This is a genomic window from Pseudomonas sp. GW821-FHT10C09, from assembly GCF_059415465.1.
In genome coordinates this window covers 190,107-204,784 of sequence record NZ_JBWKNG010000009.1, presented here as the reverse complement: position 1 = coordinate 204,784, position 14,678 = coordinate 190,107, and the positions used below count along the sequence as shown (strand labels likewise).

The following is a 14,678-nucleotide window of genomic DNA, read 5'->3' as shown; positions in this document are numbered from 1 at the left end:
TAATATTCAAGCCTTCATGTGATACCTCTGAAACCATTGAGGTAGAGCGGCTCACTGACCATGGTAGAGATTAATGGCTGTAGGCTGCCACGGAAGGCGTGCAGCATGCCAACAATTAGCAAGGATGGATGTAGGAAAGGTCCGAAGTGTTTCCGACATTTAAGAAAAACGCAGCGCGACAATGGATGTGTAGAAAAGTGCCGTCAAGTGATGGCAATTTAATTTGAGTCAATACTCAACTTCGGCAATACCCCACGCACCTGCATGAACTTTGCTCGCAACGGTTGCGCAATATTCTGAAATACGGAAGTTTCAGGCTACGCCTGCGGCAGATGTTCGGGCGCTGTTTCGCTGCAGTTTAAACTCCGCCCGACAACGCCCGTTTAAAGCGCCTCAAGTTTACGTCCTGCAAGCTACAACACCTTGCGCCGTTGCCTACGGCTACGCCAGAATCCGCCGGCTTGTGCGCCTTTCGGCCGGTCGGTAACTTGGTTCCTGTCACTGATCCTCAGTGGACGGGTTTAGTCGCCCGCTGGTAATTGAAGTTGCACAAGCTTCCGTCAGATAGGTATCTCTTACCTGCATTTGATGGTGGCTGTGCGCAGGGCACCTTCGGGTGCGCCGGCTTCTTCAATTCCCCGGTCCGACTAACCTGCGTACAGCCGCCACCCCTTCGTTTAGTCGGCGAAGTGGTGTCAGCATCACTCATGGAATTGAAGATCATGTTCAAGGTCACACCCAACCCACCGGACACCGATCCGGTCTCACCCTACGAAAGCCCCGATTCAAACAAACTCAACGACGCCGCCGAGCGCGCCCTCGACCACCATTTCCCACCAACCAAACCGAAACAATCCAAACGCAACGGCCAGCTCTTCAGCGTTTGCCCCGACATCAACACGGATGCACTGCTCGCCAACGCTTCAGAAGACTCTCGGTCCATCAGCGCCATCGCCGCCGACCTCGCCGACAATGTGGAAGGCCCACAACGCTCCGTAGCCCTGGCGCTCAGCCGCATGGCCGATGGCGTGCATCTGCTGATAGATCGGGCGCTGGATGACCTCGACGAGCCGGAAATGGCGGCGATTCTCGCCAGGAAACACAGCCGGGCCAGCTGATCTGCAGCCATAAAAAAATGGGCACCCAACCTCGTTGGCGTGCCCATTTTTTATCCCGCTCACCCGCTACGCGGGCAGTCGGTGCGTGTTACGGATTAACGCTGTCTTTCAACGATTTGCCAGGCTTGAACGCAACAGTGTTGCTGGCCTTGATTTTGACGGGCTCACCGGTTTGCGGGTTTTTGCCGGTGCGGGCACCGCGGTGGCGTTGCAGGAAGGTGCCGAAGCCCACCAGCGTGACGCTGTCCTTGCGATGCAGAGCGCCGGTGATTTCTTCGAGAACGGCGTTGAGAACGCGGTTGGCCTGCTCTTTGGTGAGATCTGCTTTTTCAGCAATTGCTGCGGCGAGTTCTGGTTTACGCATTAGTGAAGCCCCTTTGACGGTTTTTTGTTGTTATGTCCGTGCTGCTCTCTGTGGAGCAGCGCCCAAAGCGCCGCAGGTGCTCTACTCTGCGGCAGACGGGAGTGAGAATGGCACGCACGGAGGAGCCGCGCCAGTCTCGGCGCGAGCTTTGTAGGGGCAAAACAGGGGTGATTCCGACAGAACGACCGGTATTTACGCCAGCAGTGCCGGAAGCTCTTTGTTGAGGGCCAGTTTTTCCATCACGGCCGTGCCTGTCAGGGCATAACCGAGCAGTTTTCCGCTGGCATCGCGGCATAACACCTTGATGTCGCCGCCCTGCCCTTCGACCGTCCAGACGCCCTCGCTGCCCCGTGGTGGTGGCGATACCACCAACGGACACACCGGGGTTTTCACGGTGATCGGCATCGGACCGTAGTTCACGGGGGTAGGGTTTCCGGCCAGGGTCTGGGCCAGCGCTCTCGCACAGCTCATCAGGGGCATGACGTACAGCAAATTCAGGCCATCGACCTCGGCGCAGTCGCCCAGCGCGTAGATGTTGGCATGGGAGGTCTTCAGGTGACGGTCGACCACCACGCCACGGTTGACTTGCACGCCGGCCGCCGCTGCCAGATCGATACGCGGACGCAGGCCAATGGCCGACACCACGACGTCGCACGGAATCACCTGGCCATCGGACAGATGCGCTTCCAGGCCATCCGCCACGCGCTGCAAGCGATTGAGCACCGGACCGAGATGGAATCGCGCGCCGAGGCTTTCCAGACCGGCCTGGACGGCAGCCGCAGCAGCCGGGTGCAGCAAGGTCGGCATGACCTGCTCGCACGGCGCAACCAGTTGCACCTCGTAGCCGCCCAGGCTCAGGTCATTGGCGAACTCGCAGCCAATCAGGCCGGCGCCGAGCAACAGCACCCGCCGCTTGCCGGCCGCCGCCGCACGAAAGCGCGCGTAATCTTCCAGATCGTTGATCGGGAATACGCAATCCGCCGCGTCACCTTCGATGGGTACACGCACGGTTTCCGCGCCCCAGGCCAGAATCAGGTCACGGTAAATCACCGCTTCTTCACCGATCCACAGGCGTTTGTGGCCCGGATCGATGCCGCTGATGCGTGTGTGGGTGCGCACTTCGGCTTTCAGCTGTTCAGCCATCGCGCCGGGTTCGGCCATGCTCAGGCCATCGGCGTCTTTGTTTTTGCCGAAACCGGTGGAGAGCATCGGCTTGGAGTAGGAACGTCCGTCATCGGCAGTAATCAACAGCAACGGGGTTTCGCTATCGAGTTTGCGAAACTCCCGGGCCAGGTTATAGCCAGCCAGCCCGGTACCGACGATGACGACAGGTGCGTTCATTCCTTACTCCTCTGGTGTCTTGTTAGTTGATTTCAATCATTTCGAAATCCATCTTGCCTACGCCGCAGTCCGGGCAGAGCCAGTCTTCCGGCACGTCTTGCCACAGTGTGCCCGGCGCAATGCCGTCGTCCGGCCAGCCGTCGGCTTCGTTATAAATCAGGCCGCAGACCACACATTGCCACTTTTTCATTCAGTTACTTCCTCAGGATTCAGGCGTATTGCCGGCACGAACGGTCGATGGTTGCAGCGTTGCCGTCCGGCTCAGGGCGTTTTGTACTGATCGGGCCCGACAGATGCAAGCGTGTTCGGCGCAACGGCGGCCCGGATCAATCAAAATCGCCGGCTGACATGGTAAGCTCGCCGCCTCATTTGCTGCCAATAATGACTCACTGTGCCGCACTCAAACGCCCCGCTGTGGCTTCCCAAAAGCCAACTCTCGCCCCTCCCCGACGCGTCTACCCTCGACTGGCTGTTCGATGAAGGCTCGCTGACACGACGGTTGATCCGTTTGTCGAATGATCGCTTCAGCGTCACGCCACTGTTTGAAGGCTGGCAACCGCTGCGCGCCGACGAATGTGTCGCACTGGATCTGGCCGAGGGCAGCGAAGGCTGGGTGCGCGAGGTGTATTTGCGCGGTCACGGCGAGGCGTGGGTGTTTGCCCGCAGCGTCGCGGCTCGCAGCGCGTTGCAGGGCGACGGGTTGCACATGGACGAGTTGGGCAGCCGTTCCCTGGGGGAGTTGCTGTTCTGTGATCACGCGTTCCAGCGTCGCGCAATCGAGGTGTGTCACTACCCTCAAACATGGTTGCCGATGGAGTGCCGGACACCGGAGCTGTGGGGCCGGCGCTCGCGTTTCGACCGTGGCGCCCTGAGCGTGCTGGTGGCCGAAATCTTCCTGCCGACCTTGTGGAACGCCACCCGCGCCCATCCGGAGAACTGCTGATGTACCAGAGCCTGCTCAAGTCCTTGAACCGCTTGAACCCTCGGGCCTGGGACTTCATTCAACTGACGCGCATGGACAAACCGATCGGCATCTATCTGTTGCTGTGGCCGACGCTGTGGGCGCTGTGGATTGCCGGGAAAGGCTCACCGTCACTGGCTAACGTGGTGATTTTTGTCTTGGGCGTGATTCTGACCCGCGCCGGTGGCTGCGTGATCAATGACTGGGCGGACCGCAAGGTCGATGGCCATGTTAAGCGCACGGAACAGCGCCCCTTGGTCAGCGGCAAGATCAGTTCCAAAGAAGCCCTGGTGTTCTTCGCGCTGTTGATGGGCGTGAGTTTTCTGCTGGTGCTGTGCACCAACGCGGCAACGGTCTGGCTGTCGTTTGGCGGCTTGGCGCTGGCGCTCAGTTACCCGTTCATGAAGCGCTACACCTATTACCCGCAAGTGGTGCTGGGCGCGGCGTTTTCCTGGGGGATGCCGATGGCGTTCACCGCCGAAACCGGTGAATTGCCGGCGGTGGCGTGGTTGCTGTGGATCGCCAACCTGCTGTGGACCGTGGGTTATGACACGTATTACGCGATGACTGACCGTGACGATGACCTGAAGATCGGGGTGAAATCCACGGCGATTCTGTTTGGCGAAGCGGACCGGGTGATCATCCTGACGTTGCAGGGGCTGGCGCTGGGTTGCCTGTTGCTGGCTGGGTCGAAATTCGAGCTCGGTGGCTGGTTCCACTTGGGGCTTCTGGCGGCGGCGGGCTGTTTTGCATGGGAATTCTGGTACACCCGAGGCAAGGACCGGATGCGTTGCTTCAAGGCGTTCTTGCACAACCACTGGGCCGGGTTGGCGATTTTTGTCGGGATTGTGCTGGATTACGCGACCCGCTGAAGAAACACATAACCCTGTGGCGAGGGAGCTTGCTCCCGCTGGGCCGCAAAGCGGACCCACTATCTGCGAGTGCTTCGCACTCGAGCGGGAGCAAGCTCCCTCGCCACAAAAGCCTGCCCTCATCAATGTGAGCAGGCTTGTGGTTTCTGTACTCGCTTACATCTTCGGCCCGTTGTTGGTGATGACGTGCCAGACGTCCTTCATCTTGTCGCCTTCCTTCTGGCCCGGGGCCTTGTCCTTGACGAAGTAGTACAGCGGTTTGCCATCGTAAGCCCACTGCATCGTTCCATCGTCACGCTTGATGATGCTCCACTTGCCTTCAGCCTTGGCGCCCGCCTCTGCTTTCAACGGCGGCCAGTTTTCCGCACATTGGCCTGTGCACACTGATTTGCCGCCGGTGTCCTTGTCGAACGTGTACAAGGTCATGCCCTTATGGTCGACCATCACACCGTCTTTCATCATCGCAGGCTCAGCCGCGAAGGCCATGGCCGGCAACGAAAACGCCGCGACCAGCAGCAGGGCCTTGAAGGATTGCGAGATTTGCTTCATGGAAACCTTCCTTTTGTGGTTGTCAGGATTCGGACTTAGAGCTTAGTTCAGGATCATGACAATCGCCGGGCAGCTAAAATACTGTCACACGACTGCAATAATTCCGTTATCTAATGCGGCGCAAGACAGTTAAATGACAAGAGGATTAAGGCATGGTTGGCAGGAGCATTCTGATCGTCGACGACGAAGCGCCCATTCGCGAAATGATCGCCGTTGCGTTGGAAATGGCCGGCTATGACTGCCTGGAGGCCGAGAACTCCCAGCAGGCCCATGCCATCATCGTCGACCGCAAGCCGGACCTGATCCTGCTCGACTGGATGCTGCCCGGCACCTCCGGTATCGAGTTGGCCCGCCGTCTCAAGCGCGATGAGCTGACCGGGGACATCCCGATCATCATGCTCACCGCCAAGGGTGAAGAGGACAACAAGATCCAGGGCCTGGAAGTCGGCGCCGACGACTACATCACCAAACCGTTTTCCCCTCGCGAACTGGTCGCACGCCTGAAAGCCGTGCTGCGCCGTGCCGGTCCAACCGATGGCGAGGCACCGATTGAAGTCGGCGGCCTGCTGCTGGACCCGATCAGCCACCGCGTGACCATCGACGGCAAACCCGCCGAAATGGGCCCGACCGAATACCGCCTGCTGCAATTTTTCATGACCCACCAGGAACGTGCCTACACCCGTGGTCAGTTGCTGGATCAGGTCTGGGGCGGCAATGTGTATGTCGAAGAACGCACCGTCGATGTGCACATCCGTCGCCTGCGCAAGGCCCTCGGCGATGCCTACGAAAATCTGGTACAAACCGTGCGTGGCACGGGTTACCGGTTTTCCACCAAAGCCTGACCCTGCCCTTACCCGCCCGACAAGCTGACAAGGACGCACGTTTCCGTGAACCAAAACTGGCATGGCACCCTGATTCGCCACATGCTGTTACTGGTCACCGGTTGCCTGGTGATCGGCCTGATTACCGGCTACTACGGCTGGAGCCTCGCCGCAGGCCTGGGCATTTATCTGGCATGGACCCTCAAGCAACTGCTGCGCCTGCACGAATGGCTACGCCTGCACTCAGCCGATGAAGCACCCCCCGATGGCTATGGCCTGTGGGGCGAGGTGTTCGACAGCATCTATCACCTGCAACGCCGCGACCAAAGGGTTCGCGGGCGCCTGCAAGCGGTGATCGACCGAATCCAGGAGTCCACTGCCGCACTGAAGGACGCGGTGGTCATGCTCGACAGCGACGGCAACCTGGAATGGTGGAACATCGCCGCCGAAACCCTGCTCGGTCTCAAGACCCCGCAAGACAGCGGTCAGCCGGTGACCAACCTGGTGCGCCACCCGCGTTTCAAGGAATATTTCGAGCAGGACAGCTACGCCGAACCGCTGGAGATCCCCTCGCCGACCAATGATCGCGTGCGCATTCAGCTGTACATCACCCGCTACGGCAACAACGAACACTTGATGCTGGTGCGCGACGTCACGCGCATTCATCAGCTGGAACAGATGCGCAAAGACTTCATCGCCAACGTTTCCCATGAGCTGCGCACACCGCTGACGGTGATCTGCGGTTATCTGGAAACCCTGCTCGACAACGTCGATGAAGTGAACCCGCGCTGGACCCGCGCCTTGCAGCAGATGCAGCAACAGGGCGGGCGCATGCAGACGTTGCTCAATGACTTGCTGTTGCTGGCCAAGCTGGAAGCCACCGATTACCCGTCGGACAACCAGCCGGTGGTGATTGACGCCTTGTTGCAGTCGATCAAGAGCGACGCCCAGCAGCTGTCCGGGCAGAAAAACCAGCGCATCACCCTGGAAGCCGACCCGACGATCATGCTCAAGGGCAGCGAAGCGGAACTGCGCAGTGCGTTTTCCAACCTGGTGTTCAACGCGGTGAAATACACCCCGGCCGAAGGCAACATTCGCATTCGCTGGTGGGCCGATGAGCAAGGCGCGCACCTGAGCGTGCAGGATTCCGGGATCGGCATCGACAGCAAACACCTGCCGCGCCTGACCGAACGCTTCTACCGCGTCGACTCCAGCCGCAATTCCAATACCGGCGGCACCGGCCTGGGCCTGGCCATCGTCAAACACGTGTTGCTGCGCCACCGCGCGCGGATGGAAATCAGCAGCGTGCCGGGCCACGGCAGCACCTTTACCTGCCACTTTGCCCCGGCCCAGGTGGCCAGATCGCAAGTCCTGAGGACCGCTGACTGATACCGGTCAGCACGCGCCACTAGGCAATCACCGAGTCAGCCGCTACATTGGCTGACTTGTGCCTGCCCTTCAGGCACCGCATTACTCCCCTTTTTCGAATATACGGAACCCGCAAAACTCCATCATGGACCCTTCCCCTGGCTTGACCCTCGCAACAATATTTGCCGACTTCGGCATGATTCTCTTTGCTCTGATCCTGGTTTTGCTCAACGGATTTTTCGTTGCGGCCGAATTTGCCATGGTCAAACTGCGCTCGACCCGAGTCGAGGCCATCGCCGATAAAAACGGCTGGCGCGGGCATATCCTGCGCACCGTTCACAGTCAGCTCGATGCGTACCTCTCGGCGTGCCAGTTGGGTATTACCCTCGCCTCCCTGGGCCTTGGCTGGGTCGGTGAACCGGCGTTCGCGCACATCCTCGAGCCGATGCTTGAAGCGGTCGGCGTGCAGTCGGCCGAAGTGATCAAAGGCGTATCGTTCTTCGCCGCGTTCTTCGTCATTTCGTACCTGCACATCGTGGTCGGCGAGCTGGCCCCGAAATCCTGGGCGATCCGCAAACCGGAACTGCTGTCGCTGTGGACCGCCGTGCCGCTTTACCTGTTCTACTGGGCCATGTACCCGGCGATCTACCTGCTGAACGCCAGCGCCAACACCATCCTGCGCATCGCCGGCCAGGGTGAACCCGGCCCGCATCACGAGCACCATTACAGCCGTGAAGAACTGAAACTGATCCTGCACTCCAGCCGTGGCCAGGACCCGAGCGACCAAGGCATGCGTGTGTTGGCCTCGGCCGTGGAAATGGGTGAGCTGGAAGTGGTCGACTGGGCCAACTCCCGAGAAGACCTGGTGACGCTGGAGTTCAACGCGCCGCTCAAGGAAATCCTGGCGATGTTCCGTCGCCACAAGTTCAGCCGTTACCCGGTGTACGACAGCGACCGTCAGGAGTTCGTCGGCCTGCTGCACATCAAGGACCTGCTGCTGGAACTGGCGGCACTGGATCACATCCCCGAGTCGTTCAACCTGGCTGAACTGACCCGTCCGCTGGAACGCGTGTCGCGGCACCTGCCGCTGTCGCAGCTGCTGGAACAGTTCCGCAAGGGCGGCTCGCACTTTGCCGTGGTTGAAGAGGCCGATGGCAACATCATCGGCTACCTGACCATGGAAGACGTGCTGGAAGTATTGGTCGGCGACATTCAGGACGAACACCGCAAGGCCGAGCGCGGGATCCTCGCGTATCAGCCGGGCAAGCTGCTGGTACGCGGTGATACGCCGCTGTTCAAGGTTGAACGCCTGTTGGGCATCGACCTGGATCACGTCGAAGCCGAAACCCTCGCCGGGCTGGTCTACGAAAGCCTGAAGCGGGTGCCGGAAGAGGAAGAAGTGCTGGAAGTCGAAGGCTTGCGGATCATCATCAAGAAGATGAAAGGGCCGAAGATCATTCTGGCCAAGGTGTTGATGCTGGATTAAGTCGTCCCTGATCTAAACCGCGTCGCCTCCTTCGCGAGCAGGCTCGCTCCCACATTTGAAATGCATTTCAACTGTGGGAGCGAGCCTGCTCGCGAAAGCACCAGTACAGGCAACACATCACTGCTTGCCCAACACAAAGTTGGGCAACACCCCCATCGGTTGTTTGAACTGGTACGGAATCGACACCAGCCCCAGTCCCGTATTGCGCTGCACCACAAAGTGCAGATGCGGCCCGGTGCTGTTGCCGGTATTGCCCGACAGCGCCAGTGCACTGCCCACCGACACCCGCTGCCCTTCTCGAACACAGACCGAACCTCGCTTGAGGTGCAGATACACGCCCATGGTCCCGTCATCGTGCAGCACCCGCACGAAATTGCCCGACGGGTTGGTGCCACGCCCCGTTTGCCCGCTCTCGGTTTTCACCACCACCCCGCCACGCGCCGCGATGATCGGCGTGCCTTCAGGCATGGCAATGTCTATGGCGTAGCGACTCTTCGGCCCGAAGTGGCTGTAGGCGCCTTCGGCACCCTGGCTCACATGGAACGGACCACCTCGCCAGGGGAACGGGTATCGGTAGGCCATGGCGGACCCTGAAGGGTTGCCCAAGGCGTATTTGAACTTCGGGGTGTACACGAGCGGCCTTGCGGCCTGAGTCGCAGTGAGCACCGCCACACGGACGCTACTGCGTGCCGGCACAACCTTGCGGATCGGTTTGCCGGGTGCACCACTGACGTTTTTCAACCCGGCGAAACTCAAGCCGATCTCCACCGGCGCGTACAGGTTATTACGCACGTACACGCTGTGTTCGCCGCCCTTCTTCAGGAAAACCAGGTACACCTGACGCTCAAGGTGCTCATCCATCCGATCTCGAAAAACGAACACCTCTGAGCCTTTGCTGGGGCGGTCACTGTAGGAGACCACGCCATTGGCGTCGGTGGACTTGTAGACCGTCACGGCCATCGCCGAAGTGGCGGCCATGAACAGACCACAGAAAAACAGCAGGCGCGCAAGCATGGGCAGGATTCTGTCGAGTAAGGCCTTGAGGTGAGCCTAGCAGCTGCAATGGACCCAAGGAGTCGGCAGATGTTTCAAAAGGGGCGGTTCAGCGGATGTGTGGTGTATTCATTGGCCCTTCGCGAGCAGGCTCGCTCCCACAGTTGAAATGCATTCCAAGGTGGGAGCGAGCCTGCTCGCGAAGGCGGACTGTCAGGCGACGAGGATTACGCGCCAGGAATGAAGTGCTTCTGCGCAGTACCACGCGCAATCAGGCGGGAGATGTAGTCGAGCTTCTGCGCGTCCTGATCGACAAAGCGGAAGGTCAGTTGCAACCAGTCGCTGTCAGGTTTCGGCTCGTGGGCGACGACAGCGTGCAGGTAACCGTTGAGGCGGGCGACTTCAGCGTTCTCGCCCTGCTCCAGGTCGAGCACAGCGCTGTCGAGGATTTGTGGCAGCGTGTCGGTGCGCTTAACCACCAGCAGCGCTTCCTTGATGCTCAAGGCCTTGATCACGCATTGCTGGATGCCGCTCGGCAAGCGCAACTGGCCTTGACCACGACCGCTGGCAGGCGCTGCGGCGGCCGCAGTCCTGACGGGTGGGCTGTTGAGCAAACCGCGAGACGGTGCGGCAGCCGGCGTCGGCGCGACCACGGTTGGTTTGCCGCCGGTCAAGGCGCTGAGGGTATCGTTGCCGAAGGCCGAGTTCATTTTCGCCGGCGCGCCGCTCATCAGGGCGTCCAGTTTGCCGACCTTGTTCAGCGCCTGCTTGACCTTGGTCAGCAGCTGTTCGTTGGTGAAAGGCTTGCTGACATAGCCGGAAACGCCGGCCTGAATCGCCTGGACCACGTTCTCCTTGTCGCCACGGCTGGTCACCATCACGAAAGGCATGGTCTTGAGGTGGTCCTGCTCGCGACACCAGGTCAGCAGTTCCAGGCCAGACATCTCGGGCATTTCCCAATCGCACAGGACCAGGTCGAAGGTCTCCTTCGCCAGCATGGCCTGAGCCTTTTTGCCGTTGATGGCATCTTCCGTGCGAATGCCCGGGAAGTAGTTGCGCAGGGCTTTCTTTACCAGGTCACGAATGAACGCTGCATCGTCCACCACCAACACGCTGATCTTGCTCATCCATCACCCCTCGAAAAAATCCCGGCAAGCATACCGTTTTGCTGATGGCACATTGCCAAAAACCTTCAGTCACGCCGGGACTTTTCGTTCGCGGGTGCTGCTAGTAACGTTGAAAACCACACACAAAAACGCCCGGCCAAAGGACCGGGCGTTTTTCTTGGGCAGTCTTACTTATCGTCAGCTTTGCCCGGAACATTAGCGGTTTCACCGCTTGTTCCCTCAACTTCTTCTTTCATGCGCTTGAGGCCCAGGTGACGCACGTCGGTGCCGCGCACCAGGTAGATCACCAGTTCCGAGATATTGCGCGCGTGGTCGCCGATCCTTTCCAGCGAACGCAGCACCCAGATAATGCTCAAGACCCGCGAGATAGAGCGTGGGTCTTCCATCATGTAGGTCGCCAGCTCACGCAGGGCGGTCTTGTATTCGCGGTCGATGATCTTGTCGTACTGCGCCACCGACAACGCCAGGTCGGCGTCGAAGCGGGCAAACGCGTCCAGTGCGTCACGCACCATGTTGCGCACCTGGTCGCCGATGTGGCGAACCTCGACATAACCGCGCGGCGCTTCGCCTTCTTCGCACAGCTGAATGGCGCGGCGGGCAATCTTGGTCGCTTCGTCACCGATGCGTTCCAGGTCGATGACCGACTTGGAGATGCTGATGATCAGGCGCAAGTCAGAAGCCGCCGGCTGACGACGGGCCAGAATGCGCAGGCATTCTTCGTCGATGTTGCGTTCCATCTGGTTGATCTGGTCGTCGATCTCGCGAACCTGCTGGGCCAGACCGGAGTCGGCTTCGATCAGCGCGGTCACCGCGTCGTTGACCTGCTTTTCCACCAACCCGCCCATGGCCAGGAGGTGGCTGCGTACTTCCTCCAGTTCGGCGTTGAACTGCGCGGAAATGTGGTGGGTAAGGCCTTCTTTACTAATCATGTTGGCGTCCTTGGAGCGTCCGGTAAGGTGCGGTGGGCCGCAGCGTCAGTTCAGTGAGCAACCACAGGCTTCCTAGCCGTAACGACCGGTGATGTAGTCTTCGGTCTGCTTCTTCGCCGGATTGGTGAACAGGGTGTCGGTGTCGCCGAATTCCACCAGTTTGCCCATGTACATGAACGCCGTGTAGTCGGAAACCCGCGCGGCCTGTTGCATGTTGTGGGTCACGATGACGATGGTGAATTTCGATTTCAGTTCGTAGATCAGCTCTTCGACTTTCAGCGTGGAGATCGGGTCGAGTGCCGAGCAGGGTTCGTCGAGCAGCAGCACTTCCGGTTCCACGGCGATGGTGCGCGCGATGACCAGACGTTGTTGCTGACCACCGGACAGGCCCAGTGCCGACTCGTGCAGACGGTCCTTGACCTCGTCCCACAGCGCCGCGCCTTTCAAGGCCCATTCAACGGCTTCGTCGAGGATGCGTTTTTTGTTGATGCCCTGGATGCGCAGGCCATACACAACGTTTTCGTAGATGGTCTTCGGGAACGGGTTCGGCTTCTGGAACACCATGCCCACGCGACGACGCAGTTCGGCGACGTCTTCGCCCTTGCGGTAGATGTTGTTGCCGTAGAGGTTGATCGCACCTTCGACACGGCAGCCATCCACCAGGTCGTTCATGCGGTTGAAGGTGCGCAGCAGCGTGGATTTACCGCAGCCAGACGGACCGATGAAAGCGGTCACGCGCTGTTTCGGGATGTTCATGCTGACGTCGTACAGCGCTTGTTTCTCGCCGTAGAACAGGCTCAGGCCCGGCACTTCAATGGCCACGGTTTCCTGTTCGAGACTCAGGCTCTGTTTGTCGCGACCCAGCGCCGACATGTTGATGCCGTGGGTATGTGTTTCGTGCTGCATGGGAGGCTCCCTGTGCTAACAAATTCGGTTCGGTTGCCACAGGCCGAGCCTGCGGGTTACACAATTCTTTTCTTGTAGGAGCCGGCTTGCTGGCGATGCAGGCAACTCGGTCATCAGGTTCACCGCGGTGATGCCATCGCCAGCAAGCCGGCTCCTACAGGGTTATCAGCTGTCCAGCGCTTTGTATTTCTCGCGCAGGTGGTTCCGGATGTAGACCGCCGACAGGTTGAGCGTGGCGATCACCAGCACCAGCAGCAGTGCCGTGGCGTACACCAGCGGCCGCGCGGCTTCTACGTTCGGGCTCTGGAAGCCGACGTCATAAATATGGAAGCCCAGGTGCATGATTTTCTGGTCAAGGTGAAGGTACGGGTAGTTACCATCCAGTGGCAGCGACGGTGCCAGTTTCACCACACCGACCAACATCAGCGGCGCCACTTCACCGGCGGCGCGCGCCACGGCGAGGATCATGCCGGTCATCATCGCCGGGCTGGCCATGGGCAGCACGATCTTCCACAAGGTTTCTGCCTTGGTCGCGCCGAGGGCCAACGAGCCTTCACGCACGGTGCGAGGAATCCGCGCCAGGCCTTCTTCAGTGGCCACGATCACCACCGGAACGGCCAGCAATGCCAGGGTCAGCGAGGCCCAGAGCAGGCCCGGTGTACCGAAGGTCGGTGCCGGCAAGGCTTCAGGGAAGAACAAACGGTCAACCGAGCCGCCCAGTACATAGACGAAGAAGCCCAGGCCGAACACGCCGTAAACAATGGCCGGAACGCCCGCCAGGTTGTTCACCGCAATGCGGATGATGCGGGTCAGCACGTTTTGCTTGGCGTACTCACGCAGGTAAACCGCTGCCAGCACGCCGAATGGCGTCACGATCATCGCCATGATCAACGTCATCATCACGGTGCCGAAAATCGCCGGGAAGATCCCGCCTTCGGTGTTCGCTTCACGCGGGTCATCGGACAGGAATTCCCAGACCTTGCTGAAGTAGAAACCGACCTTGGTCATCGTGCCCATGGCGTTCGGCTGGTAAGCGTGAACCACTTTGCCGATGCTGATTTCGATTTCCTTGCCGTTCGCATCGCGGGCCGTGAGGCTGTCGCGGTTGAACTGGGCGTGCAGGTCATTCAGACGGGCTTCGATGTCTTGATAACGAGCATTCAGTTCGGCGCGCTCGGCATCCATGTCCGCTTGCGCGGCGGCGTCGAGCTTGCCGGCCAGTTCCAGCTTGCGACCGTGCAGGCGAATGCGTTCCAGACCCGAGTTGATCGCACCGATGTCGACTTTTTCCAGGGTCTTGAGCTGTGCCGCGAGCTTGTTCACGCGATCAACGCGCGCCTGCAGTTCCGGCCAGGCCGCTTCGCCTTCAGCGATGACTTTGCCGTCCTGTTTGACGTTGACCAGGTAACCGTAGAAGTTGCCCCACTCACGACGCTCGATGGTCATCAGCTCAGGCGGGGTTTTCTGGTTGGTCAGCCACTCGCCGACAATCCAGGTGAAGTCGTTGCCGTTCAAGTCACGGTTGCCGACCTTGATCAGCTCGCGGGTCATGAACTCCGGGCCCTGATCGGGCACCGGCAGGCCAGCGCTTTTCAGGCGCTCACGTGGCACTTCTTCCTTCTGTACCACTTCGCCGATGACCAGGTGATTGGCCTGGCCCGGCACGTCGTAGCTGGCGTGAATCAAATCCGCCGGCCAGAAGTGACCCAGGCCGCGCACGGCAATCACGGCCAGCAGGCCAATGGTCATGATGACCGCGATGGACACCGCGCCACCGCTGATCCAGACGCCCGGGGCGCCGCTCTTGAACCATCCATTCAGGGAGTTCTGTTTCACAGACTTC

The 14,678-nt window shown here is 59.9% G+C and carries 15 protein-coding genes; 6 read left to right on the top strand and 9 right to left on the bottom strand.

Annotated features, from left to right (window positions below):
- The first annotated feature begins 722 nt into the window (after positions 1–722).
- Complete coding sequence (locus AC07N8_RS11715) at positions 723–1,118, top strand: DUF6124 family protein (RefSeq protein ID WP_483841626.1); 396 nt, start codon at positions 723–725, stop codon at positions 1,116–1,118.
- An 88-nt stretch (positions 1,119–1,206) separates the two neighbouring features.
- Here AC07N8_RS11715 and AC07N8_RS11710 read toward each other — a convergent pair whose 3' ends face one another.
- The 3 genes from AC07N8_RS11710 to AC07N8_RS11700 all read right to left on the bottom strand — a co-directional run bounded on the left by AC07N8_RS11710 (position 1,207) and on the right by AC07N8_RS11700 (position 3,013).
- A complete protein-coding gene (locus AC07N8_RS11710) occupies positions 1,207–1,482 on the bottom strand; it encodes an HU family DNA-binding protein (RefSeq protein WP_003213368.1) in 276 nt (91 codons plus the stop codon).
- A 192-nt stretch (positions 1,483–1,674) separates the two neighbouring features.
- Complete coding sequence (locus AC07N8_RS11705; protein WP_483841625.1) at positions 1,675–2,823, bottom strand: NAD(P)/FAD-dependent oxidoreductase; 1,149 nt, start codon at positions 2,821–2,823, stop codon at positions 1,675–1,677.
- Positions 2,824–2,845: 22 nt separating this feature from the next.
- Complete coding sequence (locus AC07N8_RS11700; RefSeq protein ID WP_007954349.1) at positions 2,846–3,013, bottom strand: rubredoxin; 168 nt, start codon at positions 3,011–3,013, stop codon at positions 2,846–2,848.
- A gap of 201 nt (positions 3,014–3,214) precedes the next feature.
- Between AC07N8_RS11700 and AC07N8_RS11695 the strand changes: the two genes are divergently transcribed.
- On the top strand, positions 3,215–3,766 hold the full coding sequence (locus tag AC07N8_RS11695) for a chorismate--pyruvate lyase family protein (protein ID WP_493143521.1): 552 nt from the start codon (positions 3,215–3,217) through the stop codon (positions 3,764–3,766).
- Positions 3,766–4,656, top strand: coding sequence for a 4-hydroxybenzoate octaprenyltransferase (ubiA, locus tag AC07N8_RS11690; RefSeq protein WP_483841623.1), 891 nt, complete (start codon positions 3,766–3,768; stop codon positions 4,654–4,656). Before AC07N8_RS11695 ends, ubiA begins: the two co-directional genes overlap by 1 nt.
- A gap of 156 nt (positions 4,657–4,812) precedes the next feature.
- Here ubiA and AC07N8_RS11685 read toward each other — a convergent pair whose 3' ends face one another.
- On the bottom strand, positions 4,813–5,205 hold the full coding sequence (locus tag AC07N8_RS11685) for a COG4315 family predicted lipoprotein (protein ID WP_483841622.1): 393 nt from the start codon (positions 5,203–5,205) through the stop codon (positions 4,813–4,815).
- A gap of 152 nt (positions 5,206–5,357) precedes the next feature.
- Here AC07N8_RS11685 and phoB point away from each other — a divergent pair, with 152 nt between their 5' ends.
- The 3 genes from phoB (at position 5,358) to AC07N8_RS11670 (ending at position 8,880) form a co-directional block, all read left to right on the top strand.
- Positions 5,358–6,047, top strand: coding sequence for a phosphate regulon transcriptional regulator PhoB (gene phoB, locus AC07N8_RS11680; protein ID WP_007896474.1), 690 nt, complete (start codon positions 5,358–5,360; stop codon positions 6,045–6,047).
- Between the two features lie 81 nt (positions 6,048–6,128).
- Positions 6,129–7,415 (top strand): phosphate regulon sensor histidine kinase PhoR, encoded by a 1,287-nt coding sequence (phoR, locus tag AC07N8_RS11675; protein WP_483841696.1) that lies wholly within the window; start codon positions 6,129–6,131, stop codon positions 7,413–7,415.
- 124 nt (positions 7,416–7,539) lie between these two features.
- The gene (locus tag AC07N8_RS11670) at positions 7,540–8,880 is read left to right on the top strand and encodes a hemolysin family protein (RefSeq protein ID WP_123433151.1); all 1,341 of its coding nucleotides are present in this window, start codon (positions 7,540–7,542) and stop codon (positions 8,878–8,880) included.
- Positions 8,881–8,997: 117 nt separating this feature from the next.
- Here AC07N8_RS11670 and AC07N8_RS11665 read toward each other — a convergent pair whose 3' ends face one another.
- From AC07N8_RS11665 to pstA, 5 genes are all read right to left on the bottom strand, one after another.
- The gene (locus AC07N8_RS11665; RefSeq protein WP_483841621.1) at positions 8,998–9,894 is read right to left on the bottom strand and encodes a peptidoglycan DD-metalloendopeptidase family protein; all 897 of its coding nucleotides are present in this window, start codon (positions 9,892–9,894) and stop codon (positions 8,998–9,000) included.
- 206 nt (positions 9,895–10,100) lie between these two features.
- On the bottom strand, positions 10,101–11,000 hold the full coding sequence (locus AC07N8_RS11660) for a response regulator (protein ID WP_483841620.1): 900 nt from the start codon (positions 10,998–11,000) through the stop codon (positions 10,101–10,103).
- A 167-nt stretch (positions 11,001–11,167) separates the two neighbouring features.
- Positions 11,168–11,929 (bottom strand): phosphate signaling complex protein PhoU, encoded by a 762-nt coding sequence (gene phoU / locus AC07N8_RS11655; protein WP_008150055.1) that lies wholly within the window; start codon positions 11,927–11,929, stop codon positions 11,168–11,170.
- Between the two features lie 72 nt (positions 11,930–12,001).
- Positions 12,002–12,835, bottom strand: a complete 834-nt coding sequence (gene pstB / locus AC07N8_RS11650; protein WP_027926300.1) for a phosphate ABC transporter ATP-binding protein PstB — start codon at positions 12,833–12,835, stop codon at positions 12,002–12,004.
- 165 nt (positions 12,836–13,000) lie between these two features.
- Entirely contained in the window at positions 13,001–14,671 is a 1,671-nt protein-coding gene (gene pstA / locus AC07N8_RS11645) for a phosphate ABC transporter permease PstA (RefSeq protein ID WP_483841619.1), read from the bottom strand.
- Positions 14,672–14,678 lie beyond the last annotated feature (7 nt).

Coding starts and splice junctions, on each gene's coding strand:
- AC07N8_RS11700 (WP_007954349.1), bottom strand. CDS start 3,013: ATGAAAAAGTGGCAATGTGTGGTCTGCGGCCTGATTTATAACGAAGCC.
- phoB (WP_007896474.1), top strand. CDS start 5,358: ATGGTTGGCAGGAGCATTCTGATCGTCGACGACGAAGCGCCCATTCGC.
- AC07N8_RS11660 (WP_483841620.1), bottom strand. CDS start 11,000: ATGAGCAAGATCAGCGTGTTGGTGGTGGACGATGCAGCGTTCATTCGT.
- AC07N8_RS11705 (WP_483841625.1), bottom strand. CDS start 2,823: ATGAACGCACCTGTCGTCATCGTCGGTACCGGGCTGGCTGGCTATAAC.
- AC07N8_RS11715 (WP_483841626.1), top strand. CDS start 723: ATGTTCAAGGTCACACCCAACCCACCGGACACCGATCCGGTCTCACCC.
- pstB (WP_027926300.1), bottom strand. CDS start 12,835: ATGCAGCACGAAACACATACCCACGGCATCAACATGTCGGCGCTGGGT.
- AC07N8_RS11670 (WP_123433151.1), top strand. CDS start 7,540: ATGGACCCTTCCCCTGGCTTGACCCTCGCAACAATATTTGCCGACTTC.
- AC07N8_RS11685 (WP_483841622.1), bottom strand. CDS start 5,205: ATGAAGCAAATCTCGCAATCCTTCAAGGCCCTGCTGCTGGTCGCGGCG.
- AC07N8_RS11710 (WP_003213368.1), bottom strand. CDS start 1,482: ATGCGTAAACCAGAACTCGCCGCAGCAATTGCTGAAAAAGCAGATCTC.
- phoR (WP_483841696.1), top strand. CDS start 6,129: ATGCTGTTACTGGTCACCGGTTGCCTGGTGATCGGCCTGATTACCGGC.
- ubiA (WP_483841623.1), top strand. CDS start 3,766: ATGTACCAGAGCCTGCTCAAGTCCTTGAACCGCTTGAACCCTCGGGCC.
- AC07N8_RS11665 (WP_483841621.1), bottom strand. CDS start 9,894: ATGCTTGCGCGCCTGCTGTTTTTCTGTGGTCTGTTCATGGCCGCCACT.
- phoU (WP_008150055.1), bottom strand. CDS start 11,929: ATGATTAGTAAAGAAGGCCTTACCCACCACATTTCCGCGCAGTTCAAC.